The sequence below is a fragment of the Occallatibacter sp. genome, from assembly GCF_049582745.1.
Taxonomy (GTDB): Bacteria; Acidobacteriota; Terriglobia; order Terriglobales; family Acidobacteriaceae; genus Telmatobacter.
Genome location: NZ_JBAUUO010000067.1, coordinates 169,762 through 195,836 on the forward strand (window position 1 = coordinate 169,762; position 26,075 = coordinate 195,836).

Consider the following 26,075-nt stretch of genomic DNA (forward strand, 5'->3'; position numbering starts at 1 on the left):
CCCACTCCGACTATGCCCCATTCATGCGCACTTTGCGCATGAGTGGGAACGTCGATGCCCTACTTGCCCTGCATATCCTCGAACGCGTGTACCCACGCATTCATCACATCGTCGAAGGTGAACCCCGGCTCGACCTTGCAGTTCGAAAACGCGTCGTCCTTCTTCTGGCACTCCGCGACCCGCTCGCCCTTCACGTTGTAGAGAGTCAGGCTGTTGGGGCCTTTAGGAATCTTTACGAGCGCCGGTTGTGTGACTGGAGGCTCTTCAAGGTTGATGATATGGACAACCGGGCCGTTGGTAGTCGCGGCCAACAGACAGATCGCAACGAGTGTATGCACGTTGACTCCAAAAAGTTGTGGCGGTGAGCTCAGTATAGGGCAGGTTTAATTCCCAACGTAGTTGGTTTTTGGGTTCATTCGTCGCACGACATTACTTTTTTGCACTGAGGCGTAGCGCCAACATGCGGGCTCTGCATACACGCCATTCCGGTCTCGATCTTGTATCCTCAAGGAAATGCGAGGCCTCACTCCCCAGACCTCTGCAAGTGAGATAGGCATGCCTTCGACGCGCTACACCACGCAATTCCTGCTCTCCGCGCTGGCGGCTGAGCAGTTTCCTGCTCCAACGGTGCCGGAGATCGCGTTCCTCGGTCGCTCCAACGTGGGCAAATCCAGCCTCTTGAACGCACTGGTAGGCGAGAAGGCCGCAAAAGTCTCGCAAACTCCCGGCCGCACGCGCGCCATCAACTTCTTCGCACTGCTCGATCCACGCCAGCAAAGCAAACTTATTTTCGCCGACCTTCCCGGCTACGGCTACGCCAAGATCTCGAAATCCATTTCAGCCGAATGGCCGAAGTTCATTGATCCGTATCTCGCCGAGCGCGGGCCGCTCAAACTCTGCGTCTGCCTCGTTGACTCCAACATTCCGCCGCAGCCGAACGACGGAAAGCTCGTCGACTGGCTCCGCCACGCTGGTCGCGAGTTTCTGGTGGTCGCAACCAAGACGGACCGCCTCAGCGGCAACGCGCGCACGAGAAACCTTCTGGCCATCAAGAAAACCTTTGAGTTGGATGAAGTGCTCCCTGTATCCGCCAAAACCGGCGCCGGCATCAAGGAACTCTGGATCCGAATCGAAGCATCCAGCGCCATCGAAGCAGTCTAATATCCCGACTCTGAGATCACTCCCGTCACATGCGCCACATGCGCCGTCCTTCATATGCGCCGTCCTTCATATGCGGCGTCCTTCATACGCGGTGTCATTCATATGCGGCGTCCTTCATGCGATGTCATTCTGAGCGAACGGGGCCCCAAACGTACTTCAGTTTGGGGGTAGTGAGCGAAGAATCTGCTTTTGCCTTTTCCGGTTTCCGTTAAGGACTTTAAGCACACTAGCCGCTAGCCGCAGAATCGAACTGAAACTCCTTCGCCTCGCCGCGAATACGAAGGCTCATTGCAACCTTCGTTCCGATTGCACCGCTCCGAACCGCCTCTCCGAAACAGCGCACGATCTCGTTTGCAGCGAGTGCATCGCAGTAAAGCGCTCTGTGCCCCTGCTCCGTGCGCCCGAAATAACGCGGAGCGAGGCGAATCCAGCGGGATGCCTGCTTGTCCTCCGCAAGACACTCAATGGCAATCGCATCGAGCCGCTGCATCCACCGCGCAGGAGCCTGCTCCACCTGCCAGTTGATTCTGGCGGCGCTCGCATCTGGCGTATCAGGATGGACTCCCTGCTCTCCCGGCCCGAAGTGACATACTCTCCGCGGTTCATCGCGCAGGTCCGCAAAAAGCAGATCGGGCAGGACTCCGCGCTCCAGCATCTCGCGCTCCACCGCAAATGGTGCCGCGGTAACGCTTACCGCCACCGCATTCCGCTTGCGAATTTCGTTTTTAAAAATGCGCAGAGACTCGTCCAGCGATCTGACAACGAAGTCAACCACGCCATCGCGCATCGCCAGCTTATGCACCATCGGATCATCGGCGACAGCAAGCGTTGCACAGCCCGCAACGTTGCCGGCGATCACCATCGCTCGGCTGTGAGCATTCAGTTCGCCCACGTACAAGAGCCTGCCACCAAGGTTCGGCTCGGCATCCTCATCGAAGGCTCGATCGCGCATGAGCGCGCGATAGAGACAGAAAGCTTCAAACTGCAACGAGTCTGAATTTGCCGGTGAAGGGGCGGGCGCCAATTGGAGGTTCTCCACACGCCGTTGCGTCGGCGCAACCTGTGCGTCTCAGTCCTTGGTGCGTTCCATCATGTTCATCTCGCGTACAAACAGGATCAGTTCGCCGGGCGCTGCCGTGGTCTTGTACTTTTCATTCGCCTTGGCCTTCCCGCATCCGTTCGCAGTAACCATCCCCTTCGACATGATCTCGGGCACGAGATACCAGACATCGCCAAATGCGTTCTTGTCCTTGTCGCAATTCACGTAAAGATCCATGGAGTCGTTGTACGCAAGGTGGAGCGCCATTTCGTGAGCGTTGGCGGGAATGGTCAGTTCGGCAGTGCCGTCTTCATTCTGCTTCACCCAATCGGGGTGGAGCATGGTCAGGTGGTCGACGCGCACCTGGTAGCCGGTCGGCACCACAGGGCGCCCCGTCTTTCCGTCGAATACCTTGATGATGATGGTCTTGGTGGGTTCCGCATGCAGCGCGCCACACAGCGCGACCATCCCCCCAAGCAGGAGCAACCCGATCGTTCTACGAGCCATTCTGTTCCCCTCGCCATTACCACGCAGAGTATGGCTGCCCGTCCGATCCTGTTTCCGACGACCCGGAGTGCACATCGTCGATGCCTGGATCGGTCTGATCCAGGGTGTGCAGCGAGTCGCTGACATCCGTGTTCCAGGTGTCGCGCGACTTGGTCATTGGATCTTCGGGGATAGCCTTGAGGTACCCATCCTGCACCAGGTCGTCAAGCGATTGAGGCGCTTTCTGTTTATCCATGGTGTAGGAGTCGATTGCAGAACGCATAACCCGCAGGTCTTCCTTGAGCACCGCTTCCTGCGCGGCTTTGATCGCAGCTTTGAAACTCGGAATGGCAAGCGTCGTCAGGATGCCGATGATCATCATCACGATCATCAACTCCATCAGCGTGAAGCCCGCTTCCTGTTTTCCTTTGCTGCGCATCTGTACCTCTATTCTCCTACATCGATCGACATTCTCGTTACCACGGATGCGAAGTCCCGAACCGCCATTTTCTCCAGAGCGTAATTCGAATCCTGCCGGACAAGCGAGAACCCTACCAATCGGAGTATTTTGTGCCGTCCAGTGCCGTGCCGCTTGATTTTGAGTACACATCGAAAACGCTCTGGCCGCCGTAAGAGTCCGACTTCGGATCATCCTGCATCGAGTGCAATCCCCACTCGGCCTTTCCCGTCATCGGGTCGACAGGAATGCGGCGGAGGAACTTTACCTTCTTGCCCTGGATATCGACGCCGTTGACCAGCGTCTCAAGATCGGGCGGATAATTCTGGCTGTCGACCTTGGTCTGGATTGCCCCTTTGTCCGCGGCGTCTTTATAGTGGTCGATGGCATCGCGCATCTCCCACAGGTCATGCCGCAGTTCGCGCTCCTTTTCCCGCTTGACCTTGAACCGCGCAATGGGGATAGCCGCCGACGCCAGGATCGACAAAATCGCCACAGTCACGATCAACTCAACCAGGGTCAGGCCGCGCTCCGAACTTCTTCGGATTGGCCGCCGAGCCATCATTCCTTCGATACTCCTACTGCACAACGATCGTGGTTTGTGAGGTCTGTGCCTGCAACGGCTTCCCTGTGCTATTCATGGCGCCGGCGCGCGTAATGCTGATGCCGCTCTCACCTTTCGCTACCGCCTGAAATGTTAAGACGCAAACCACGCCCGCTCCGCTCACGCCCGGTGCCCCCGGTGGCCTCGAAACATTCACCGTCAGATTTCCGCCATCGTCGCGGTGCGCCATCGACACAATCTGTCCATCGCGATTCAGCAGATCGCCATCCCCCACATTGACCAGCGTCATCTTCGATGGATCGTATTGAATCTGCAAGGGAACGGACGATACGTCGGTTCCTCCCGTCAATACCACCGGGACCTGGAACGTGGTGCCGTTGACCACCGTTCCCGGCGAATTCAACATGAGATTGACTTTTCCTGCGGGGCCCTCCGATGCGGGTGAACCCGGCGGCGGACTGGCTGCCGTCGCCGCGCCGTTTGCCTCAGCCGCTGCAGTATCGGCATTCGCGGATGCCCGCATTTGGGCAAGAGCCGCCGGCGCAGCTGCCTCGGCGCTGGGCCCCGGCAGAGCACCCGAAGCCGGACGATTCCCCATTGACGGCGGAGCCACAGAAGGCTGAGAAATACCTGTTGCGCCGGTTGAAATGCGGCGCAGCTCGACAGCCTGGCTTCCCGGACCGGTATCGATGGGCCGCAGGTTGTCGGGAGTAAGGTTCTGCGTTCGCACAACATGCGGAACCACCAGGAAGACAATCTCGTCATCCTGTCTGATTTTGTCCCTCGAACCGAACAGGTAACGCAGAATCGGGATCGAGCTTAGCCCCGGAATCCCGCTCCAGTTGTCCTGAATCTGCTGCTCCTGGATCCCGCCCAGAATGTTCGCTTCTCCCTCGCGCAGGCGGATGGTCTGCTCGGCGACCCGCTGGCTCAGGATTGGTTCGGTGACGCCGCTGATGGTGACAGAGCCACTTTGCGCCAGCACTTCAATTTTGATCTTGAGCGTCACATCCCTGTCAAAGTGAACTGTCGGTGTGACATCGATATTCACACCAACGTCCTGATACTGGAATTGCGTGTTCACCAGCGAACTCACCAGAGCGGTCGCAGCGCCTGTCTGGTACGAACCCGTGGCAATCGGTATCTTTGATCCGATCTTGAGCGTCGCCTTCTGCTGGTCGGCGGCGCGAATCCGTGGATTCTGCAGAATCTTGGTGTTGTTGTCGGTCAGAAGCGCGTTCGCCGTGGCCGCGCCAACCGTCACCGCAAAATCGTTGGAATTCAGGTGGGCCAGGTTGTAAAGCGTGGGATTCGTATTCGTCGTGCTCGACGTACACGATGTGTCGCCCGTTGCGCAGGTCGATGAAGAACTGCTCGAAGTCGGCGACTGAATCGCTACGCTGGCGCTGCTGGGCCACGTAATGCCGAGATTCCGCTCCCAGTTCTTGCTCACTTCCAGCACAGCGATATCGACCACCACCTCGGGCCTCGCCTTGTCGAGATCGTTGACGAGCTTCTGTGCCAGCAGCAGTTCGTCGGGCGTAGCCCGCATCACAATCGCGTTCTGGCTCGCAACACCGTAGACTTTCGCACTTGGCATCACGTTGCGCAGCGCGGTTTGGACGTCGTTCAGATCGTTCTGCTGCCATGCATTCGACAGATAAAACGTCTGCACTGCCTGCTCTTCGAGTTCAGCGCGCTTCGACCGCGAGTTCTGCGCGACAAAGATCGTGTTCTGCGTGACCGGCCGCCAGAACGTTCCCGAAAGCGTGCCTACAATCCGCAGCGCATCGAGCAACGAAACATTATTCAGCTCAACCTGGATGCGCTTTGAAATGTAGTCGGGATCAAACAGAACATTGATGCCGGCAGCCTTGCCAATGGCCTGGTACACAAGTTTTGAATCTTGCGCCATCTGCAGCGAGAGAGGCTCATTCGACATCGGCTTCAACTGCGCCGGAGATTCGATGGAGTTGATCTCCTCCCCCGTTTGCGCGCTCATCGGAGAGGGGTTGTTCTCAACTGCGGGCTGTTGTCGGTGACTGGCTCTGATCTTTGCAATCTCCTGCTGCGCCGCCTCGTTGCTGGGGTCGATCTCTGTGGCACGCAACAACTCCACCAGGGCTCCCTCTTCATTGCCGGCAGCCAGCAGGTTGCGCCCCTTCGTCACGTGCATCGCCGCGTCGGTGAACCGGACCCGGTAGAAGGCCGCTCGATAACTCGCGTTGCTCGGCGACCTCGAATACGCCTTCTGATAGTTCTGAAAGGCCGTATCGAAATCGTCGCGCGCCTCGGCAGATTGCCCCTGCTTGTAATAACCGTTCGCAGACTGTGCAGAGACACGTATCGAACCCAATTGGAGAAGAGCGATAATTCCGACTACGAAAATCCACAAACGAGGATTCGAAAGGGCGGCGACGGACCGTGCCGTAGATTGAACGCGGCTTTTCATCGGACTCCCGGGCATCGCTGAGGACTGGCCCTCCGCATTACTCGCACATGGGCAGGCCATGGCCCTCTCGACGCCAGCAACTACGCATTTTCCGATATTGGTGCTTCCTACCAAAACGCTGCCTCATTCTAGCAAAGCCCCACTGCAATATGGGGGTTAGCGTTACGATGCTACGATGAAAGTTTAAGGGACTTCCCCCCATGCCGCGCCAAACCAGCCACACTATCGTACCCCGCGACACCCCCGGACCGGAGAAAAAGGCCAAGCCTCGCGATCCTGTGGCCTCCGGCGAGCGCGATGCCGCCCACAACCGCGTCGCCAGCCACAACTACTTCCTTCTCGAGAAATTCGAGGCGGGCGTCTCCCTCCGCGGAACCGAAGTCAAGTCCATCCGGGAAGGAAAAGCCAATCTGAAGGACTCCTACGGCCTCATCAAAGACGGCGAAGCCTTCCTGCTGAATTTGCATATTGGACCCTATTCACACGGCAATATATCCAACCACGACGAGACCCGCACACGTAAGCTGCTGATGCACAAAGAAGAGGTCCGGCGGCTCATGGCAAAGACGCAGATCAAGGGACATACGCTCATCCCCACCCGCCTCTACTTCAAGAATGGCCGGGTCAAGTGCGAACTGGCCGTCGCCAAGGGCAAACAGGACTGGGACAAGCGCGAAACCGAGAAACGCCGCGAAGCCGACCGCGAGGCAAGATCCGCCATCAACGCCAGCAAACACAAAATGGGCCGCTAGCGCCCGGCTCTAGACGCTCCCCCCACCTCGATCCGAGACTCCCCTTGCGGTTGTCATGTTGAGCGCAGCGAAACATCTGCGGTTGTTCTTCGGGGGTTCTAGCCAAGAGCTTGCCGGGTGCGCCAGGTCCTTTTGGGACCTAGGAAAGCAATCACCCTGCTGTCATGTTGAGCGCAGCGAAGCGGAGTCGAAACATCTGCGGTTGCTCTTGGGGAAATCAGGCGTTGGCCCTTGAGCGCTGCTCGCTATGTTTTCTGTTTTGAGAGCCGCAACAGACGCTCGCACACACTCTCGTCTTGAGCAGCGTTAATTACCCGCTCGCGAACTCGCGCTTCAAATTCCGCATTTCCAGACCCGGATCGGACAATTGTCAGACTCTGCAGCAGCTCGTCAATGAGACGCCAGTCTCCGTCTTGGATAGACTCTCGTTCGCTTGGTTTCGCGGATCTTGAAAAGCCATCAATGTCTCCGTTGAACTTCTCATAGATCCGCAGCTTCTCCATCGTAATCATGGGCGCCTTTCAATTGCCCAACATTCTATTGCCCTGGCGCTGGTGTCTCACTTATGGACCTTGCAATCCACTCCGCCCCGCAATGAAATAATGATCCTGTATGCAGACAGCCCTTTCCTTCTCTCTCCTCGCCCAGATCGAAACCGAACTTCTCGCCGTCACCGCCATCGACACGCAGACCGCCAAAGGACCCGACGTCAAGCCCGAGCCAGTCCTCCTCACCAGCGATGCGGCCGTCCGCGCCGCCGCCGCAGCCGTCCTCTCCACAGGCGAATTCAAAGCCGCAGCTAACGAAACCCTGCTCCTCCATGCCCCAGCCGGACTAAAAGCCAAGCGCCTCGTCATCGTAGGCCTCGGCAAAAAAGCCAAAGCCACCGTCCACGCCGTCCGCAATGCCGCCGGAACCGCCGTCCGCTGCGCCAAGCCCCGCGCCATCCGCGAGCTCGTCTTCGCGTTGCCAGAGAACGGCTCCGAAGGGCCGCTCCATGCAATGACCTGCGCGCGCGCCGCCGCCGAAGGCGCCATCGTCGGCGACTTCGACCCCGACACCTACCGCAGCGAGCGCAAAGACGTCAGCGTCCATTCCTTCACTCTCGCCGCCCCCACAACATCGGATCAGCCCGCCATCCAGGCAGCCTTCAACCAAGGCGTCATCGTCGGCGAAAGCCAGAACTTCGCTCGCTCCCTCGTCAACGAGCCCGGCAACAAGCTCACCCCCACCGTCTTCGGACAACGCGCCGCGAAAATGGCCTCCGAAGTCGGCCTGAAGTCGGAGGTCTATTCCACCGACAAACTCCACGAGCTAAAAATGGGCGCCTTCTGGAGCGTCTCCCAGGGGTCTGAAGAACCGCCGGCCCTGATCGTCCTCAGGTACGAGCCCGAAGGCGTCACCGAAGGCCCCGTCCTTGGCCTCGTCGGCAAGGGCATCACCTTCGACACCGGCGGCATCTCCATCAAGCCCGCCGACAACATGGAGAAAATGAAGTACGACATGGCCGGAGGCGCTGCCATGGTCGGCGCCATGCGCGCCATCGCCCTGCTCAAGCCCCGCGTCCGCGTCATCGGCATCGTCTGCTCCGCCGAGAACATGCCCGACGGCAAGGCTCAGAAACCCGGCGACATTCAAACGGCCATGTCCCTCGGTGACAAGCCCGGCAAGACGATCGAGATCATCAACACCGATGCCGAAGGACGCCTCGTCCTCGCCGATGGCCTTACCTACGCCCGCAGCCTCGGCGCCACCCACCTCATCGATGCCGCTACCCTCACCGGCGCCTGTGTCGTCGCCCTGGGAATGATCAATGCCGGCGCCTTCTCCAACGACGACGCCACCATCGAAAAATTCCAGGCAGGCCTCGCCACCTCCGGCGAAAAATTCTGGCGCCTCCCACTCTCCGACGAGTACTACGACATGATCCGCAGCGACATCGGCGACATCAAAAACACCGGCGGCCGCTGGGGTGGCGCCATCACCGCAGCCGAGTTCCTCCACGCTTTCGCCGAAGACACCCCGTGGATCCACCTCGACATCGCCGGCCTCGCCTGGATCGAAGACAAAAAGCCCTTCATCGCCAAAGGCCCCAGCGGCGTCGCCGTCCGCTCCATCCTCGAATGGGTCCGCAGCTACGAAGGATAAAAAATGACTGCGGCTCGGTGAAATGAATATTGGACCGAAACAAAAATGCGCGGACTCAATGAGTGAGTCCGCGCATCCTTGTCTAAAGCTATGTGGATGTTTAAAGCTACGTGGGATCTAGCGGAGGCTCCCTGTGGTCGCATTCACAGCGGTGCCGATAATGTCGCCGGAAACTACCAGTTCGACCCTGCGATTCTGCTGGCGGCCCGTTGAGTTATCGTTCGTGGCGACTGGCTGGGTATTGCCATAGCCCTGGGCGGTAACCGCATTGGAATTGACGCCGGATTCGACGAGGTAATCGCGCACCGAGCCCGCGCGGTGTTCTGACAGCACCTGGTTCATGTCGTCGCTGCCCACGTTATCGGTGTAGCCGCCAACCTGGACGTTGATGCCAGGATAAGCAAGCAGGATCCCGGCAACCTTGGCGAGCTTCTCGCGGGCTCCGGGCTTCAGGGTGTAACGGCCTGTATCGAACAGAACGTCGGACATGTTGACGATCAGGCCGCGTGCGCTGTCCCGCGTCTGAAGAATAAGATTCAGTTGCGTTGAGAGGCGGGTACGCATTTCAGCCTTGTCGCTGTCGGCTTGTTGCGCGTGGCGATTGGCCTTCGCAGCATCTTCTTGCGCTTCTGACACGGCATGTGCTGAAGACGCCTGGCTTGCCGCCATGTCCAGCCTGGCCTGTGCCGAGTCAGATTGTGCATGGTTCGTTTCGATCTGTGCATTCACTTGGCCGGCCTGAGCCTTGTCTCGCAGGCGATTGGCCTCGTCAACTTGCGCCTGAGTCTGAGCTAGCGCATCCGCCGAGGTCTGGCGCTCGCTGTCTCTCTGCGCGCGCAAGTTTGCTTCGTTGGTTGCAGACTGTTGCGCATTGTTGTCGGCGAGCGTGGCATCCGCCTGTGCGTCGGCCACGGCGTTGGCAGATGCTTGCTGGCTCGCCGCCATGTCGATCTTCGTTTGTGCGGTCTCTGACCGGGCCCGAACCGCATCGGATTGCGCGTTGGCAGCGTCAGCCTGGGCGCGTTCAGTGCGGCGCGTTGCGTCGTCCGTTTGCGCTTGCGAATTCGCCAGCGCATCGGCGGAATCCTGGCGCTCCTCGTGGTTGCGAGCCTCGTCCATCTTCTTCACAGCGATTGTCCGCGCGTCTTCGGCGGTTTGAACTGCCTCACGCGAGATCGCAATGAGCTGCTTGTTGTTATGATGCTTGTCGATCGCGTACTGATCGGCGGTGTCCATCAGCTTAGCCGCATGGCCATAGCTCTCGTCGGCGTACTGCTCGGCTCCCTCTGATTTGGCGATGCGCATCGCGTTGCGTGCTTCGTAGAATTCGAGCGGCAAGTGGGCATTCAATACAATCGGATCGATTTTGTATCCGGTGGGCAGATAGCCGCCGCGTTCCATCAGGTCATACTTGGCGTGAACTTCTTCTGTTGTTCCGCGCGTGTCGGGGCGAACGACGTTTTCGAGCACCACCACATTGCTGGGCTTCTGAACAGCATAGTAGGGCTCCGCAGTAACGATGAGAGCGAATGCCTGGAGGTTTGTAGTCACATTCAGTTTGCTGCGGCTGTTGTCGCCAACCAGAACTTCGCCGAGATTCACAGGGCGACCCTCGGGCGAGATTGCCCAGAGGACGTAGGTCAAATACTCGCTGCCAAAGCTTGTCGGCCTGTCGAGATTGTTGAATTTCGCTTCGATCGCGATGGATCCGCGTTTGCTGTCCACTTTGGCTTCGCCACTGGCAGAGCGCATCAGGTCGGTACCGGCAAAATCCAGCTTTGTGCTTCTGCCACGGTGCTCGTAATTAACTGCCTCAACCGTGCGGCTGATCATGCGGACACGATATGCGGGTGCGCGGTCTTCATGGCGATCGGATGCCTGCGTTTGCGAATTTGCCTGCGCGAGCCCCGTTACGCTCATGACCCCGGTTAAAGCTAACGACAATGCGATATTCACTGATTTTCCTTCGGCAGTTGCCTGCCATGTTGCTGTTGTGTTGCGCGTAAGAACCGATCCGCCTGCTCTGGGAAGTCTCTTTTCGCGTTCGGCTTATTCCATCGTCTGCTCACACTCTTCCCTTCCGACTCTCCCATATCCAGGGAGCGCAGTCTGGTCTCTTCTATACACGTCGTCTCGATTAGCGAATCCGCCGGGCGCCCGATTGCAAAGTTCCGCTCCAGCAGGCCGCGGCCACAACCGCGTAACTATTCATGCGCGCCTTGTGCGCTTGAGCGGGATCCACCGCGGGAGCGCGCGGGAATCTCGTTGTTGTCCTCTTCTTCTCCAAGGTATGATTCTGCTCGAATCACGAGAGTCGAATGTTCTGTAACTATTGCGGTAACCCCAACCCCGACGTCGCGAAGTTTTGTCGGAAGTGCGGGAAACCTGTTGTCAATCCCGCGCAGCCGGCAGACCCCGTAACGCCGGCCCCAGTTGCCCAACCGCTGGTTGCCCAGCCGCTCCCCCAAACGCCCACAGCCCCGCCGCCCGTTCCGCCGCCTCTTGCCCCAGCCATTCCCACACCTGCCGCCTTGCCCACACCACCACCCGTTCCGCCCGCGCCCGCCATTGCTGCGCCTCCGATGGCTCACACCAGCAGTCGCACTAAAGTGATAGCCGTTGCGGCGTCCATTGCTGTGCTGTTGATCGGCGGCTTGGTTTTTATCCATCTTCGCAGCGGGCGCCCGAAAATGCTGGCGATGCAGATCGGCTTTATCGATTCCATGGCGTTCAGCCCGGACGGCCGCCAGCTCGCCATTGGTGGCTCCGACGGAAGTGTGGAGCTGTGGGACGCGGCTAGCGGCCAGTGGCTGCGCACGTTTAACAGTTACAACAATACGTCCTGGGTGGCTTTCAGCCCGGATGGGCGCACCCTGGCATCATCGGGAGGTTCTTCGGGAAAGGGCCTGATATTGTGGGACGCAGCCTCCGGCAACAAGATACGCGTTCTGGCCGGCGATGCGGATTTCGTCGGTCCGGCGTCGTTTAGCTCAGACGGCCGCCTGTTGGCAGCCACCATCAACAAGCGGGAAGGCAATGAGATCGGCCTCCGGCTGTGGGACCCAGCTTCAGGAAACGAGCTGCGCCGGCTCCCCGGCTATACAAGCCCGAATTTCAGTCCCGATAGCAAGCTGATGGAGGCCGAGAGCACAAACTATTCCATCAGCCTGCTCGACGCGCAGTCGGACAACGAAGTGCGCACGTTGGCCGGGACCTTCCTCTGGGTGCGAGCCGCCATCTTCAGTTCGGACGGACACGTGCTGGCAATTGCCAACAACAGCGCCACCATTACCCTGTGGGACGTGTCTTCAGGAAAGGAATTGCGCGAAATCAACGATGCTGCCACGGTGCGCGATATCGCCTTCAGCCCCGACAGCCGCCTGCTCGCTTCCGGCAGCGAAGATCACACCATCAAGCTGTGGGATGTGTCTTCAGGAGACAAGGTGCGCACGCTTTCCGGTCATTCCGACGCTGTAAACTCCGTGGCGTTCAGTCCCGACGGCCGCATGCTCGCCTCCGGCGGCGCCGACGGCAAAGTCTTCCTCTGGCCTCTCCCGCAATCCCGATAGCCAGCCCTGTAAATTCAGATAAGCACAAACCGAGGGTGCCCCATCCAAGCTCCGCTTGGGTGGGTGGGAAACGCAGATCGCCTCTCCTATTCTCATCGTCTTGGCTGGCGCAACGCGACATCGGTGACTGTGGAGCGTCTTAGAGCCTGTTTCAAAAACCGGTTTTGTAACAAGGGCACAGCTCGGGGAACCCATTGATGGGTCGCGGGCCGAAAAGAGCCTATGAAATAAGGGGTTTTACAGGCTGCGGAAAAACTCAACCGAAGAAGCTTTGTAACAAGGGCACGGCTTTAGCCGGGCCGATAAGGTCAGCAGAATAAGTCGGGCTTCAGCCCCTGCCAAGCAATCCCATGCTGAATTCGCCTTTCGTTCGGGACTTTTTCCGCAGCCTTTAACCCCTGAAGGATTCGCGCACAATCCACTCGGGCATTTTTTGAAACAGCGTCTTAGCCTTTCGTCCACCGCACGCCTGTTACCGCATGCGGTTGTAAACGTGTCCAGCGCCCTTCGGATCGACGCAGCTCAACGTATCGCCCGACACCTGGCAACTCCAGACCATGATTCCTTCTGAGAAGAAGGAATTCGATTGCAGTCGAAGTGTTCCGTCGCCGCTGCTATACGAATAAACTCCTTCATCCGAGCCGGGATTCAAGATGTACCGCCCGTCCGCGCCCAGGTGGAGACCAATCGTGCTGCCGATAAACGTCGTTGCCTTCCAGTCGCCGACAATCGGATTTTGCGGAGCGGCGGCAGCAGGCGACGGAGCCGCTTGAACGGGAGCACTCACGGGCGCCGCCGTTGTGTCTGGCGCTGGCGCCGGCGTAGGGTCTGGTGCGGGGGCCGGGGCAGTGTACGTGGTGGGCGCAGCAGTTGGCGCAGAGTCCGGGGCCACATTCTCACGGGCAGTCCCCGATCCGGACGAATTCTGATTCAGTCGAGAGCCCAGGGCCACCGCAATCACGATGAGAAGACAAGCGGCGAAGCCGCCCAGAACCCATAAAACCGGTTTGCCTTTTCCAGCGACGGCAGGTTGATACTGTGCCGGTGTCTGTGGCAGATACTGCGCCTGTGGCGGTGAAGGCGGCTGAAATTGCGCCTCGGGCTGCGGCCTTGCCGCCGGTTCGGCCGGCAACGCTATCGGAGGCAAGCCTTGCCCTGTCGCGCCATGTCCTGTCGCGCCCAGTCCTGTCGCGCCCAGTCCTGTTGTGCCCTGTACTGTCCCGAATTGTCCTGGCGCGAATTGTCCTGTTGCATTCCCGGATGATTCTTCCGCCCTACCAGGAGCGCGCGGAGCAGCCTCCGCCGAAGCTGAAGGAGTCGCAGGCGCACCGATCTCCTTTCCGCAAGCACTGCAGAAGGAGGCATTCTCGGGATTCGGCGCGCCGCAATGAATGCAAAACATGATGATCCGTGGGAGAGGTCGAAGTATACATGCCCGTGGGCTGCAACAACAAAATGAAGGGCCGGAGGTTAGAGGGCTCTGCTGTCTTCCTGCCGCCTCCTTTGGCTCAATACCCCATTGACGCTGTCATTCTGAACCTCATTGACGCTGTCATTCTGAACCCAATTGATGCTGTCATTGCTGAGCCCCATTGACGCTGTCATTGCTGAGCCCCGTTGACGGGTGTCGTTCTGAGCCCCGTTGACGCTGTCATTCTGAGCGAACGGGGCCCCAGACGCACTTCCGTCTGGGGGTGGTGAGCGAAGAATCTGCTTTTGCTTTCTCGACGTCCCGTTAACGGCCCTTCTCAATCATGCGCTGTCATTCTGAGCGAACGGGGCCGGGTGCCCCATGTCCCGCTTTTGGGACGTAGGATCCCACGACCTCCACCCAGCCAAGTACACGGAATCCCGCCTGAGCGACGTGCCGGAGCCGACGATCACAAGATCGCGGTAACAATTTCTTCGACCGCTCCCGTCCCGGAGGGACGACACGAAAATAGCCCAGGGCAATCCCGGCGATGCGCGGGGGCGCCCTGGGAAAAACAACCATAAACAATCATGTAGCCCGTAGGGGTGGCCCGAACGGCAGGTGGCCCGCTCACAATCACAAACTGGGTGCCCCATTCATGCGCGCCTTTGCGCATGAGTGGGATTCATCCATCCCGCGCAGTCAAGCATGGGTGGTAAAGCCACCCTCCAAATACAATTTCGTCATCCTGAGCGACCACAGGGAGTCGAAAGACCTGCGGTTGATCTTTCTGGAAGGTCAAGCCTAGACGGCTCGACGGACGAATGGGACGAAACTTGTCAAGACCCCTCCCGCGAACTTTCTTCACAAGCTGCGTAAATCCAGCAACTTGCAACGACCTCCATTTTGCAGAGTTTTATGCGGACTTTCGGTATCCTTGGAACTGCAAGTCGGAATAGCGGCAAACAATGTCTGCGCTGCGGTCAAGATTGCGTGCCCCTGCCGAGCCGCGATCGCGCGGTCGCGAGGATCGCAGGAGCCCGTAAGTCCTTTGAGAAGAAACCTCTACAGCTAAACCCAGTCAACAGCATTCTTTGGAACGCATCCGCCCTCCAGACCATTGAAAACAGGGTGTTTATCCTAAGAGGGGGGATAATAGGGGTCCCCGGCAAAACCCGCTCGCGACCAGCCTGGTACCTGGCCCTAAACGCCGACAATCTTTCCGTCGTCGTCCACGTCAATTGACATCGCCCGTGGATGGCTCGGCAATCCCGGCATCAGCATCATGTTGCCCGAGACGGCCACCACAAACCCCGCGCCGGCCGACAGCGAAACGTCGTTGATGTTCAGCGTCCACCCGGTCGGCGCTCCCATGCGCTTGGGATCGTCGGTCAGAGAGTATTGTGTCTTCGCGATGCACACCGGCAACCGCCCGAAGCCCCAACTGGCGTAGCGTTCCAGCTTAGTGCGCGCCGTCTCGCTCAGCACCACTCCATCCGCGCCGTATACCTGGATGGCCACTTTCAGAATTTTCACGTCCAGTGCATCGTCAAGCGCGTACACCGGCTGAATCTCCGGAATGGGATTTGTCTCGATCGCGGAAACCACCTTGTGCGCAAGTTCGACCGCACCCTCGCCTCCCTTGGCGAAGGCCTCAACCAGCGCGCACGGTACGCCCTGCAGTGAGCACTCCGTCGCAATCATCTCCAGGTCCTCGGCCGTATCCGCCGGGAAGCGATTGATCGCGACCACGATCGGCACGCCGTATCCACGCAGCGCTTTGACATGATGCGCAAGATTGCCAAAGCCCGCTTCCAGCTTGCCTTCGCCCTGCGCGCGCAGACTCTGCGCGGTCACCACCAGCACCGCGGCAGCGGGCCGAATGCCCGAAGTGCGCATCACGATATCGAAATACTTCTCCGCGCCCAGGTCTGCCGCAAAGCCGCATTCGTTCACCACGTAATCGGCGAGCCGCACGCCCATCTTGTGCGCCAGGATGCTCGATGTCCCATGCGCAATGTTCCCGAAAGGCCCGGTGTGAACCAGCGCCGGCGTGCCCTCGGTCGTCTGCACCAGGTTCGGCTTGATCGCATCGTCAAGCAGCGCCAGCATCGCGCCAGTTGCGCCCAGGTCTGCCGCCGTAACGGGTCTCCCTGTGCGCGACTGCCCCACCACGATGGCATCGAGACGGTGCCGCAGATCGGCGCGGCTTGACGCCAGCGCCATGATGGCCATGATCTCGGAAGCGGCGGTAATCACGAAACCGGTGCCGCGATTGGCGCCGTCCCCCTTCGCGCCAAGGCTCACTTCAATGCGCCGCAGTGCGCGGTCGTTCATATCCATCGCGCGCGGCCAGGTAATCTGCGTGGGGTCAAGATCGAGCGCGTTTCCGAAAAACAGATGCGAATCGATCATCGCCGCCAGCAGATTGTGCGCCGAAGTGATGGCGTGAAAGTCGCCATGGAAATGCAGATTGATCTTCTGGCTCGGTTCCACCTGCGAAAGCCCGCCGCCCGCCGCGCCGCCCTTCATGCCGAAGACCGGTCCCAGCGACGGCTCACGCGAAGTCAGAATCGACTTGCAGCCGATTCGCTCCAGCCCCTGCGCAAGACCGATCGATACCACCGTCTTCCCTTCGCCCGATGTCGTCGGTGTCGTGGCCGTAACAATAATCAGCTTGCCGCGAACCGGAAACGCCGGGTTGTCCAGCAGATCCAGGTTGAGCTTCGCGCCGTATGCGCCGATGGGCTCATATTCTGTTGGCAAAAGCGAGAGTTTCCGCGCAATTTCTTCAATGGGGAGGAGCATATGTGTTTGCACAACAGAGTTGTTCATACCCTGACCTTTTATCTCTAACCGTCGAGCAATATACTCCCGCTGCCCGAAGACCTGCTTGTGACGCAGGCTACACCGGTGTTACGTGGGTACTACATTGCTTCAGGGCTTTCAATGCCAAGCCAATCGAGCACGATGGAGAGTTCCCGCATCGCGATTGCCGCCGTGGCCAGCAGAAACGTGCGACGCTCGGGATCCAACTCCGTGAGCACGTGATGCTTGTGGTAGAAGTTGTTGAATTCCTGCGCCAGCTGGAATGCATGCTTGGCAAGGTACGCCGGCTCTGAGGTGGCAATGCATTGCTCCAGCACCGCCGATCGCCGCCCGGCGCGAAACCAGAGCGACCAGATGTCCTCGCCGCCTTCGCCAATCAGGAAAGCGCCCGGATCCGAACCCGCGAATTCGCGCAACACCGCCTCCGGCGTAATCGACCCCTTGCGGAAAATATTGCGTGCACGAACGACCGCGTACTGAATGTACGGACCCGTTTCGCCCTCGAAACTCAGCGCATCCCTGAAATCGAAAGCAATGACGGAATTGCGCGTGAATTTCAGCATGAAGTAGCGCAATGCGCCGATCGCAATTTGCTCGGCGATCAATTGCCTTTCCTGCTCATCGCGCGATGTCTGGCGCGTATCCACTTCAAACCGCGTTGCGGCGATCAGCTTATCGATCAGGTCGTCAGCCTTCACGCCGAATCCCTTGCGGCCGCTAACTTCGATGTACGGACGCGCGCGGTCTTCCTCCGAAACTTCATAGCCAAGCTCTGCAGCGCAGCGCGGCGTGAGCGCGACCATCTCGTAGCCGAAATGCGTGTAGTGATCCGCCTGCTCGGTGTAGCCCATGCCGCGGAGCGCCTGCACGACGTTGGCCTGAGGATCGGACTGGCGCGAATCAATAACGTTGTAAATGGCCTGTGCGTCGCCAAAGTGCGGATGCGGTTCCTCGCCCTTCACCGCCGAGATCCAGCACTCGTGGTCGGGGTAAGTGAAGAACTTCCGGTACCCAAAATCGCGTCCGAGCAAACCGAACTTCCAGAGATGGTACGCAATATCCTTGCCGACATACGTCACGGTTCCATTGGAACGAACAATGACCTTCGCGTCTTCGTCAATCTCACCCAATGCCTGCGAATCTCCCGTCCGCGACATCACCCAGCAAGCCTTGTTCTTGCCCTCGGTCTCAAAGTACAGCACACCCTTCTGCTTGAGTTGTTCGAAGGCCAGCGCCCAGAAGTTCAGGTGCAGAATCTCGCTCTCTCTCGGCAGAAAGTCATACTCGATGCCGAGTCGCAGCATCGTCTCCAAATGCCGCTTCAACACCGCTGTCGAGATCAAATCGGCAACGTTGGCCGTCTCGTTGCCACCCTGCTCAATCTCGTGCAATGTCGCGTAACGAAGCTTCTTGCGCTCCTCGTTCTCTTCGTTGGTGCCGTTCGTGTACCACTGCGAAGTACGCGCATAAAGATCCCAGCAGTAGAAGTCGACGCGCTGGAAATGCAGTTCCAGATCCTCAATCAGCGTGCGCACTTCCGCCAGCGATTTCTTCTCAAGATGCAGGAATCCAACCACCACATCCGCAACCTGCACACCCGTGTTGTCGATGTAGTTCTGCACTGCGACCTGGCGTCCCGCAGCGCGCAGCAGCCGCACGAATGTGTCGCCCAGGATCGCATTGCGCAGGTGCCCGATATGCGCCGCTTTGTTGGGATTGATGCTGGTGTGCTCGACAAGCGCGTGTATCTCGGATTTCAGCGGCTCGGAATCTTCGCCGCTCGTCATCATCCGCACCGCCACCACGCGGTCGAGATGCGCATTGATGTAGCCCGCGCCTGCAATCTCAAACGACGCAAAGCCGCGCGGTGTACCAAGAGCGTCCACAATCTCCTGCGCGATCACCTTGGGCGCCTTGCGCAGTTTGCGGGCAAGCTCAAAGGCAATCGGTGTCGCCAACTCGCCAAACTTCAAATCCGGCGGCGTCTCCAGCGGAATGTTCTCGACGGTCAGGTCGTACTTGGCTTTGAGCACATCGCGCAGATGCGACTCAAGCTGGTTCTTCAATTCCTGATACACGGGTGAATGCCTCGGAAATCCTTGATTATCAACGCTGATTCTAGCAGACGTTGACCTTGTAAATGCCCAACTCCAGAACGTCAGTAACGCGACAAAAGACACCGCTTCTCGCCCGCGATTGCATGCGGATTGGGGATTCTCGAAAGAAATCGCTTGACCCTGGAACCGGCTCCAGGGTTCATACTTCTGCCATGACCGAGAAGCCGAGGGCATTCCGTTCCGGGGAGCTGGCGCGCGCCGTCGGCATCAGTACGGATGCGTTACGACACTACGAGAGGCTTGGCGTCCTTCCCACGGCGCCGCGGACCGCGTCAGGGTATCGCATGTATCCGCCAGACAGTCTGGAGCGCGTGAAGACCGTGCGCCACGCCCTGCAGCTTGGATTCACCCTGCCAGAGCTCGCCGAGATTCTTCGTATCCGGGACCGTGGCGGAGCCCCGTGCAGGCGCGTTCTCGGGATGCTTCAGGAAAAACTTGATGCGCTCCATGAGCGCATTGCCGAGTTGCAGCAGACACAGAAGTATATGGAAGCAATGGTCAGCGAATGGCGCTCCAGAATCGCTCAGAGTCGATCCGGGGAAAAGGCATTTCTTCTACATTCGCTCAGCGCTGCCCCCGTCCCGGCAACCGCGATTCGAGAACCACTGAGGAGGAAGAAACGGAAATGAACGGTTTTATAAGCATACTCATTCCAATGTTCCTGGTTGCGGCGGCCCCTCAATTGCGGGCCCAGTCACCGTCGTCTCAAGAACAGCCTTGCCCCATGCACGCGTCGCACATGGCCTCCGATGATCACCACGCAAGCGTCGAGAACCACGGCGACCACGCCATGGGCTTTCCGCATGACAAGACCACGCATCACTTTCGACTCACAGAGGCAGGCGGATCCATTGAGGTCACGGCAAACGATCCCAAAGACTTAGTGAATGTCGAAGCCGTCCGGATGCATCTTGCGCATATCACCAAAGCCTTTGGTGGGGGAGACTATTCCGCGCCGATGCTTGTGCACGATGTAATTCCGCCGGGTGTGACCACCATGCAGCTGCTGAAGGGAAAGATCCACTTCCAGTACCACGCCGTCGATAGCGGAGGACGTGTCAGCATTGCAGCCGATGACCCCGTCGCGCAAGCCGCAATCCACGACTTTCTACGTTTCCAGATCACCGATCACGCAACCGGCGATTCGCTGGATATCGATGCCGGGAAGTAAAAAGCTGGGCAGTCCGCATGCCGTAAGATGAAGAGGATGCTGCTTCTGGAATGTCTTCACCCTGAACCAGAAAAAGCCCACGGACTCCATGGCAAAGCCCGATCCCAGCTCATCCCGGTTTTACCTCACCACGCCCATCTACTACGTGAATGCGCGCCCGCACCTCGGCCACGCCTATTCCACCATCGTCTGCGACGCGATCGCCCGTCGCAAACGGGCTCTGGGCATCGATACCTGGTTTCTGACCGGCACTGACGAGCACGGGCAAAAGATCGAGCGCTCCGCCAAGCTGACCGGCTGCACGCCGCAAGACTTTGCCGACAAGATTGCCGGCGAATTTCGAGCCCATTGGGACCGCCTCGGGCTCACCTACGACGACTTCATCCGCACCACAGAACCGCGCCACAAGCGCGGCGTGCAAAAGCTCTTCGCCACCCTCCGCGATCGCGGTTTTATTTACAAAGGTTCCTACACCGGCCAATATTGCGTCTCCGACGAAGCCTGGGTCGATGTTCCTCCAGGCACACCCTGCCCCGACTGCGGACGCATTACCGAGACTGTGAGCGAAGAGAATTACTTCTTCAAGCTTTCGGCCTTTGAACGCAAGCTCCTCGAATTCTACGAAGAAAATCCCGGCTTCATGCAGCCGGAGTCGACGCGGCGCGAAGTCATCTCCTTCGTCCGCAGCGGGCTTAAGGATCTCTCGATCAGCCGCAGCAGCTTTACCTGGGGAATCCCAGTGCCGGGCGATGAGACGCACGTGGTTTACGTCTGGCTTGATGCCCTGGCCAACTACATCACCGCGCTCGGCTACGGGTCAGACGATCCGGCAGACCAAGCTCGATTCGCGAAGTTTTGGCCGGCGGACATTCACCTCATCGGCAAGGAAATCAGCCGGTTCCACTGCGTTTATTGGCCGGCCTTCCTGATGGCCGCCGGAATCCCAGTGCCGCGATCCGTAAAGGCAAACGGCTGGCTCCTCTTCGATCAGGGCAAAATGTCGAAGTCGCGCGGCAACATCGTGCGCGCCGACACCGTACGCGAAGTCCTCGGTGCAGACGCCCTGCGTTATTTCCTGCTCCGCGAAATCCCCTTCGGCCAGGACGGCAACTTCACCTTCGACGCACTGGTGCAGCGCTACAACGGCGACCTCGCCAACGGCTACGGAAACCTCGTCAGCCGCGTCGTCAACATGGTCCACAAATACTTCGGCGGAGTAGTGCCGGAAGCCGGCGCAGTCACTCCGGCCGAGACTGCCTTGCGCCAAAGCACAGCAAACACGATTGCCCAGTTTGGGCCACTCTTCGACGAGCTGAATTTCTCTGAGGCCCTGAAAATCCTTTGGAATCTCGTCGCGGAGACCGACGGCTACCTCACCGCCAACGCTCCCTGGAAGAAGCCAGCCGACCGCTCTGAAGCTGATCAAACGGCGTTGCAGGCACGCGTCCTCTCCACTGCCGCCGAAGCCATCCGTGTAATTACCGCGCTTGTCTATCCCATCCTGCCCGATGCGGCATCCAAGGTGTGGCAGCAGCTTGGGCAAGGCAACATTGCCGACGCTGCGAAGCAGGCGTTTCTCACCGACCTCGCGTGGGGCGGATTGAAGCCCGGCACCCGATTCGGAGAGCCGTCCCCACTCTTTCCCCGCGCTGAAAAGGATGCGATCGCCCGTATGCAGAATCTGGAAGATGAGAACAACAAAGACGCCGTAGAAGCCGCCAGCGCTAGACAGAGCGCAGAGAAGTCAGCGCCGGAAGCGCCCATGTCGGCTCTTGGCATCAACCCTGACCCAAGCTCGCCACTATTGGACGCGACCTTAAAGCATGCTCCGGCAGCTACGTCCGTGCAGTCGCCCGCAAGCACTGAGGACGGTCCAGCAGGAACCGCGACGACGCCCGTCACCACCGCCCCAAGCAATCCCGAAAAGCCGGTGGATACTGCACACGTCCATTCCGTGCCTTCCGAGCTCGCCAGCAGCCGCCTCTCTTCGACACCTGCGGAAGCTCCTGCCAACCAGCCCCTTGACTCGAAGAGTGCTAACCAGGACCCTCCGACGGCGCCGATGCTTCCGGCGCACATCACGATTGACGACTTCGCGAAAGTGGAGCTGCGAGTCGCCCAGATTCTTGTTGCAGAGCGCATTCCGAAAGCCGACAAACTGCTGCGTCTCGAGGTGGACCTTGGCTACGAGAAGCGTCAGATCCTCGCCGGAATCGCGCAGTATTACGAGCCCGAAAAGCTGATTGGCCGCAAGATCGTCATCGTCGCGAATCTCGCGCCACGTAAGATGCGCGGCCTCGAATCCAACGGCATGCTGCTCGCCGCATCTCTTCCGCCGGACGGTTCCCCCGTGCTGGCTGGCTTCCTCGAAGATGTGCCGCTCGGCGCTCGGCTAAAGTAGAGAATTGAATCAAATATCTGGAGTCCAGGCGCCTGAATCAAGTCGCCTGATTTCAGTGGAGGCCCATGCTTGCTGATCGATTCCCACGCGCATCTCGATAGCCCTCGCTACGTGGAAGACCGCGAGGCGATGCTGCGCCGCGCCAACGACGCAGGCGTAGGCGCAGTCCTATCCATCGGCATCGGCGAAGACCCGTCGGAAATGCATCAGGCACTTGATATCTGTCGCGAATACAACGGCAAACCCGGAATGCCACGCCTCTACGCAAGCGCTGGAATCTACCCGCACAATGCCGTCGATGCCGACGATGCAGCACTAGCCAGGTTGGACAGCCTGCTCGCCGAGCCTGAAGTCATTGCCTGCGGAGAGATCGGCCTCGATTATTATCACAAAGGCGCGGCCCATCCCGTTCAACGCGAAGGGCTTATCGCCCAGCTTAAGATCGCCGCAGCGCGCAGGCGGCCCATCCTCATCCATTGCCGGCCGAAGGATGGTGAAACCGATGCCTGGGACGACCTCTTCGAAGTCCTCGACGAACACTGGGCTTCTACCGCTCTCGGCGGCGTAATGCACTGTTTCGGCGGAGGTTGGGAACAGGCCCGGCGCTCTCTTGATCTCGGTTTTTTGATCTCTTTTGCGGGAAATCTGACCTACCCCAAGGCGCAGCCTCTGCGCGACGTCGCCGCCCGTGTGCCATTGAACGGAGTCCTCGTCGAGACCGATGCGCCCTGGCTGGCTCCCGCCACGCTCCGGGGCGAGCGCAACGAGCCCGCATTTGTCACTCAGACAGCGCAGACGCTCGCGGAATTGCGCGCCATCACCGCTGAAGAAATCGCCTCTGCAACCACCAAAAACTTCGCCCGGTTGTTTAACCTGACGGTCTGACATGGGAAACTGATATTGTTGCACCGCCAGTGCAGAGCGGAACCAACAGCAACCCAGGCATTTGAGGAACCGAATCATGGCCCAGGACAATTCATTCGATATCGTCAGCAAAGTCGACATCCAGGAAGTGCGCAACGCCATCGACCAGGCGATGAAGGAGATCCGTCAACGCTTCGATCTGAAAGATACCCATTCCGAAATCAATCTTGAAGGCAACGATGCGATCCAACTGGCCTCGTCGAACGAGTACAAGCTCGAGGCCATCAAGGAGATCCTCGGCCAGAAACTCGTAAAGCGCGGCGTTTCCCTCAAGAACCTCACCTACAGCAAAGTCGAGCCGGCGATGGGCCAGAGCGTACGCCAGAAGATCAGCCTCCAGCAGGGCATCCCCACTGAAAAAGCCAAGGAGATTGTGCGTATCGTCAAGGACTCAAAAAAGAAGGTGCAGGCGAGCATTCAAGGCGATACTGTGAGAATATCGGGCAAAGACCGGGACGATCTTCAGGCCATTATGGCTACCCTGCGGGGCAAAGATCTCGGCGTAGAGCTGACCTTCACGAACTACCGCACGAATTGATAAGCGAGACTCGGAGACCATTGAGCACCCTGGCACTAGCAACGGCGAAAGAGGTTTTCGAACTGCTCCGAGAAGACCTCGTAGCGATTGAGCAGGAGTTGGGCCGCGACGCTGCCTCCAGCGTCAGCACCATCACCGAAATTGCCGAGTACCTGCGTGAAGGCGGCGGCAAGCGCATTCGCCCGTCGCTGCTGCTCCTCGCAGCGCATCTGCTCGACTACACCGGACCAAGCGCCATCCGTCTCGGCGCGGTCGTCGAGATGGTGCACACCGCAACACTCGTTCACGACGACATCATCGACGGTGCGTCGATCCGCCGCGGCCGCCCGTCGCCCAACACCACCTGGGGCAACGAAAAATGCGTCCTCGCCGGCGACTGGCTTTACATGCAGGCCTTCAAGGTTGCACTTGAAGAAAAGAATCTCCGCGTTCTCGAGTTGCTGATCGGGCTGACGCAGCAGATGGTCGAAGGCGAATTGCTGCAGATCCAAAAACTTGGCAAGGCAGTCTCTGAAGCCGAGTATTACGACCTCATCTTCCGCAAAACCGCTTGCCTTTTCTCAACATCGATGCGCCTCGGTGCAGTGCTGGCCGGCGCAACGGAAGCGCAAGAGGAAAAGCTGGCAGCGTATGGGCGAGCCGTTGGCCTGTCCTTTCAGATCGTCGACGACGTACTCGATCTCACCGCGACTGAAGAAGTCCTTGGCAAGCCCGTAGCCAGTGATTTGCGCGAAGGCAAGACCACGCTCGCCGTCATTCACGCCTTCGACCACGGCACAGCGCGCGAGCGGCAGACGATTCAGCGCGTGCTCGATGATCGCAGCTTTGAATACGTGAGCCGCGAGCAGATTCGCGAGATTTTGCGGCGCAACGGCTCTGTCGAATACGCCATGGCCGCGGCCGATCGCTATGCGGAGCAATCGCGCCAGGCACTCGCTCCATTGCCCGACTCGGACTTCAAACGCGCACTGCTTTGGGTTCCCGACTTTGTAGTCGCGCGCGATAAGTAGAAAGAAATCAACTCCCAACGTCCTGATGACTGACCTCTGATCCCCGGAGGATGAGCCTTGCCCAAAAAAGCAAAAGAGATCTGGAAGCAAGTTGACCAATATTTTACCGATGCGCTGATCGCTCCCGGTGATTCTTTCAACGCCGCACTTGACGCCAATCGCAAAGCCGATCTTCCCGCAATTGATGTCACTCCACTTCAAGGCAAGTTCCTTGAACTCCTTGTCCACGCGACTGGCGCTCGCCGCGTACTCGAGATCGGAACCCTCGGCGGATACAGCACCCTCTGGCTCGCTCATGCCCTTCCCGAGAATGGAATCGTCGTCACCTTGGAACTCGATCCGCACCACGCTGAGGTCGCAATAGGAAACCTGGAGTTCGCGGGTCTTGCAAACAAAGTGGACCTCCGCATCGGTCCGGCAGCAGAATCGCTGACTGCGCTTGCACAAGAACAAAACGCTCCGTTCGATTTCATCTTCATCGACGCCGATAAAGCCAGCTATCCGGAATATCTCCAGTGGTCCATAAAGCTATCGCGACCCGGCACGCTCATTGTCGCTGACAACGTAGTGCGCGATGGCAAAGTGATTGATCCTGAAAGCCCCGATCCGCATATCCAGGGCGTTCGCCACTTCACGGAGTTGGTTGCAGCCGAGCTTCGCCTCAGCACAACCGTGCTACAAACCGTTGGCAGCAAGGGCTACGACGGATTTGCCATCTCCGTTGTTCTTCACTGAAAAAAGCCGCACAATCGATATTTCAAGTCGCTAATCGAAACAAAATCCTTCACTGTGCGATAACGGACAGTCCGCAAGAATTCGCGTTCAATCGCTTCTCCTGCGTGTATCCTCAGCACGTCCGCATAAATTCGCTGGCGCGCGACTTCTCTCGTGAACCAGCAAGAACAAGGAAGTCACGCAACGATGATCACAACTGTCGCGCCTCGCGTTCGCAGAATAATTCTGATTCCCTCGAGTACGTTCGTGTCCGTTCTAATTGCTCTGGGCACGTGCGCCGGCCACCTGGACACCGTGCACGCCCAGGCCC

Annotated in this window: 21 protein-coding genes; 11 read left to right on the forward strand and 10 right to left on the reverse strand. The window is 58.9% G+C overall.

What is annotated here, in order from left to right; translation table 11 throughout:
• Positions 1–59 precede the first annotated feature (59 nt).
• A complete protein-coding gene (locus tag WCA10_RS11490; protein ID WP_472822661.1) occupies positions 60–338 on the reverse strand; it encodes a hypothetical protein in 279 nt (92 codons plus the stop codon).
• A 217-nt stretch (positions 339–555) separates the two neighbouring features.
• Here WCA10_RS11490 and yihA point away from each other — a divergent pair, with 217 nt between their 5' ends.
• On the forward strand, positions 556–1,161 hold the full coding sequence (gene yihA, locus WCA10_RS11495; RefSeq protein WP_472822662.1) for a ribosome biogenesis GTP-binding protein YihA/YsxC: 606 nt from the start codon (positions 556–558) through the stop codon (positions 1,159–1,161).
• Positions 1,162–1,387: 226 nt separating this feature from the next.
• On the opposite strand, the gene WCA10_RS11500 is transcribed toward yihA, so the two are convergent.
• From WCA10_RS11500 to WCA10_RS11520, 5 genes are all read right to left on the reverse strand, one after another.
• Entirely contained in the window at positions 1,388–2,185 is a 798-nt protein-coding gene (locus tag WCA10_RS11500; RefSeq protein WP_472822663.1) for a hypothetical protein, read from the reverse strand.
• A 45-nt stretch (positions 2,186–2,230) separates the two neighbouring features.
• Positions 2,231–2,707 carry a hypothetical protein gene (locus WCA10_RS11505; RefSeq protein ID WP_472822664.1) on the reverse strand — a complete coding sequence of 159 codons (477 nt, stop codon included), beginning with the start codon at positions 2,705–2,707 and terminating at the stop codon, positions 2,231–2,233.
• 16 nt (positions 2,708–2,723) lie between these two features.
• Positions 2,724–3,125, reverse strand: a complete 402-nt coding sequence (locus WCA10_RS11510; protein ID WP_472822665.1) for a type II secretion system protein — start codon at positions 3,123–3,125, stop codon at positions 2,724–2,726.
• 112 nt (positions 3,126–3,237) lie between these two features.
• On the reverse strand, positions 3,238–3,708 hold the full coding sequence (locus WCA10_RS11515) for a type II secretion system protein (RefSeq protein ID WP_472822666.1): 471 nt from the start codon (positions 3,706–3,708) through the stop codon (positions 3,238–3,240).
• A gap of 13 nt (positions 3,709–3,721) precedes the next feature.
• The gene (locus tag WCA10_RS11520; RefSeq protein WP_472822667.1) at positions 3,722–6,160 is read right to left on the reverse strand and encodes a cohesin domain-containing protein; all 2,439 of its coding nucleotides are present in this window, start codon (positions 6,158–6,160) and stop codon (positions 3,722–3,724) included.
• Between the two features lie 200 nt (positions 6,161–6,360).
• Here WCA10_RS11520 and smpB point away from each other — a divergent pair, with 200 nt between their 5' ends.
• The gene (smpB, locus tag WCA10_RS11525; protein WP_472822668.1) at positions 6,361–6,912 is read left to right on the forward strand and encodes an SsrA-binding protein SmpB; all 552 of its coding nucleotides are present in this window, start codon (positions 6,361–6,363) and stop codon (positions 6,910–6,912) included.
• A 612-nt stretch (positions 6,913–7,524) separates the two neighbouring features.
• Entirely contained in the window at positions 7,525–9,060 is a 1,536-nt protein-coding gene (locus WCA10_RS11530; RefSeq protein ID WP_472822669.1) for a leucyl aminopeptidase, read from the forward strand.
• 117 nt (positions 9,061–9,177) lie between these two features.
• Here the strand turns inward: WCA10_RS11530 and WCA10_RS11535 are convergent, their stop codons facing one another.
• Positions 9,178–11,016, reverse strand: coding sequence for an OmpA family protein (locus WCA10_RS11535; RefSeq protein ID WP_472822670.1), 1,839 nt, complete (start codon positions 11,014–11,016; stop codon positions 9,178–9,180).
• A 362-nt stretch (positions 11,017–11,378) separates the two neighbouring features.
• On the opposite strand from WCA10_RS11535, the gene WCA10_RS11540 reads away from it, so the two are divergent.
• Positions 11,379–12,629: a WD40 domain-containing protein gene (locus WCA10_RS11540; protein ID WP_472822671.1), complete on the forward strand. Its 1,251-nt coding sequence runs from the start codon at positions 11,379–11,381 to the stop codon at positions 12,627–12,629.
• Positions 12,630–13,101: 472 nt separating this feature from the next.
• On the opposite strand, the gene WCA10_RS11545 is transcribed toward WCA10_RS11540, so the two are convergent.
• From WCA10_RS11545 to WCA10_RS11555, 3 genes are all read right to left on the reverse strand, one after another.
• The gene (locus WCA10_RS11545; protein ID WP_472822672.1) at positions 13,102–14,031 is read right to left on the reverse strand and encodes a zinc ribbon domain-containing protein; all 930 of its coding nucleotides are present in this window, start codon (positions 14,029–14,031) and stop codon (positions 13,102–13,104) included.
• 1,212 nt (positions 14,032–15,243) lie between these two features.
• The gene (locus tag WCA10_RS11550; protein WP_472822673.1) at positions 15,244–16,875 is read right to left on the reverse strand and encodes a formate--tetrahydrofolate ligase; all 1,632 of its coding nucleotides are present in this window, start codon (positions 16,873–16,875) and stop codon (positions 15,244–15,246) included.
• Positions 16,876–16,967: 92 nt separating this feature from the next.
• A complete protein-coding gene (locus tag WCA10_RS11555; protein ID WP_472822674.1) occupies positions 16,968–18,947 on the reverse strand; it encodes an arginine--tRNA ligase in 1,980 nt (659 codons plus the stop codon).
• Between the two features lie 191 nt (positions 18,948–19,138).
• On the opposite strand from WCA10_RS11555, the gene WCA10_RS11560 reads away from it, so the two are divergent.
• From WCA10_RS11560 to WCA10_RS11590, 7 genes are all read left to right on the forward strand, one after another.
• Positions 19,139–19,615: a heavy metal-responsive transcriptional regulator gene (locus WCA10_RS11560; RefSeq protein ID WP_472822675.1), complete on the forward strand. Its 477-nt coding sequence runs from the start codon at positions 19,139–19,141 to the stop codon at positions 19,613–19,615.
• Entirely contained in the window at positions 19,612–20,157 is a 546-nt protein-coding gene (locus WCA10_RS11565; protein ID WP_472822676.1) for a hypothetical protein, read from the forward strand. Before WCA10_RS11560 ends, WCA10_RS11565 begins: the two co-directional genes overlap by 4 nt.
• Before the next feature lie 88 nt (positions 20,158–20,245).
• Positions 20,246–22,558 carry a methionine--tRNA ligase gene (gene metG / locus WCA10_RS11570; RefSeq protein ID WP_472822677.1) on the forward strand — a complete coding sequence of 771 codons (2,313 nt, stop codon included), beginning with the start codon at positions 20,246–20,248 and terminating at the stop codon, positions 22,556–22,558.
• Positions 22,559–22,627: 69 nt separating this feature from the next.
• On the forward strand, positions 22,628–23,443 hold the full coding sequence (locus WCA10_RS11575) for a TatD family hydrolase (protein WP_472822678.1): 816 nt from the start codon (positions 22,628–22,630) through the stop codon (positions 23,441–23,443).
• 76 nt (positions 23,444–23,519) lie between these two features.
• Entirely contained in the window at positions 23,520–24,020 is a 501-nt protein-coding gene (locus WCA10_RS11580; RefSeq protein WP_472822679.1) for a YajQ family cyclic di-GMP-binding protein, read from the forward strand.
• 20 nt (positions 24,021–24,040) lie between these two features.
• Positions 24,041–25,030, forward strand: coding sequence for a polyprenyl synthetase family protein (locus WCA10_RS11585; RefSeq protein WP_472822680.1), 990 nt, complete (start codon positions 24,041–24,043; stop codon positions 25,028–25,030).
• 57 nt (positions 25,031–25,087) lie between these two features.
• The gene (locus tag WCA10_RS11590; protein ID WP_472822681.1) at positions 25,088–25,765 is read left to right on the forward strand and encodes an O-methyltransferase; all 678 of its coding nucleotides are present in this window, start codon (positions 25,088–25,090) and stop codon (positions 25,763–25,765) included.
• Positions 25,766–26,075 lie beyond the last annotated feature (310 nt).

Excerpts from the sequence above, each read along its gene's own strand:
- yihA (WP_472822662.1), top strand. The coding sequence starts at position 556 with ATGCCTTCGACGCGCTACACCACGCAATTCCTGCTCTCCGCGCTGGCG.
- WCA10_RS11505 (WP_472822664.1), bottom strand. The coding sequence starts at position 2,707 with ATGGCTCGTAGAACGATCGGGTTGCTCCTGCTTGGGGGGATGGTCGCG.
- WCA10_RS11510 (WP_472822665.1), bottom strand. The coding sequence starts at position 3,125 with ATGCGCAGCAAAGGAAAACAGGAAGCGGGCTTCACGCTGATGGAGTTG.
- WCA10_RS11515 (WP_472822666.1), bottom strand. The coding sequence starts at position 3,708 with ATGATGGCTCGGCGGCCAATCCGAAGAAGTTCGGAGCGCGGCCTGACC.
- WCA10_RS11520 (WP_472822667.1), bottom strand. The coding sequence starts at position 6,160 with ATGAAAAGCCGCGTTCAATCTACGGCACGGTCCGTCGCCGCCCTTTCG.
- smpB (WP_472822668.1), top strand. The coding sequence starts at position 6,361 with ATGCCGCGCCAAACCAGCCACACTATCGTACCCCGCGACACCCCCGGA.
- WCA10_RS11530 (WP_472822669.1), top strand. The coding sequence starts at position 7,525 with ATGCAGACAGCCCTTTCCTTCTCTCTCCTCGCCCAGATCGAAACCGAA.
- WCA10_RS11540 (WP_472822671.1), top strand. The coding sequence starts at position 11,379 with ATGTTCTGTAACTATTGCGGTAACCCCAACCCCGACGTCGCGAAGTTT.
- WCA10_RS11545 (WP_472822672.1), bottom strand. The coding sequence starts at position 14,031 with ATGTTTTGCATTCATTGCGGCGCGCCGAATCCCGAGAATGCCTCCTTC.
- WCA10_RS11550 (WP_472822673.1), bottom strand. The coding sequence starts at position 16,875 with ATGAACAACTCTGTTGTGCAAACACATATGCTCCTCCCCATTGAAGAA.
- WCA10_RS11560 (WP_472822675.1), top strand. The coding sequence starts at position 19,139 with ATGACCGAGAAGCCGAGGGCATTCCGTTCCGGGGAGCTGGCGCGCGCC.
- WCA10_RS11565 (WP_472822676.1), top strand. The coding sequence starts at position 19,612 with ATGAACGGTTTTATAAGCATACTCATTCCAATGTTCCTGGTTGCGGCG.
- metG (WP_472822677.1), top strand. The coding sequence starts at position 20,246 with ATGGCAAAGCCCGATCCCAGCTCATCCCGGTTTTACCTCACCACGCCC.
- WCA10_RS11580 (WP_472822679.1), top strand. The coding sequence starts at position 23,520 with ATGGCCCAGGACAATTCATTCGATATCGTCAGCAAAGTCGACATCCAG.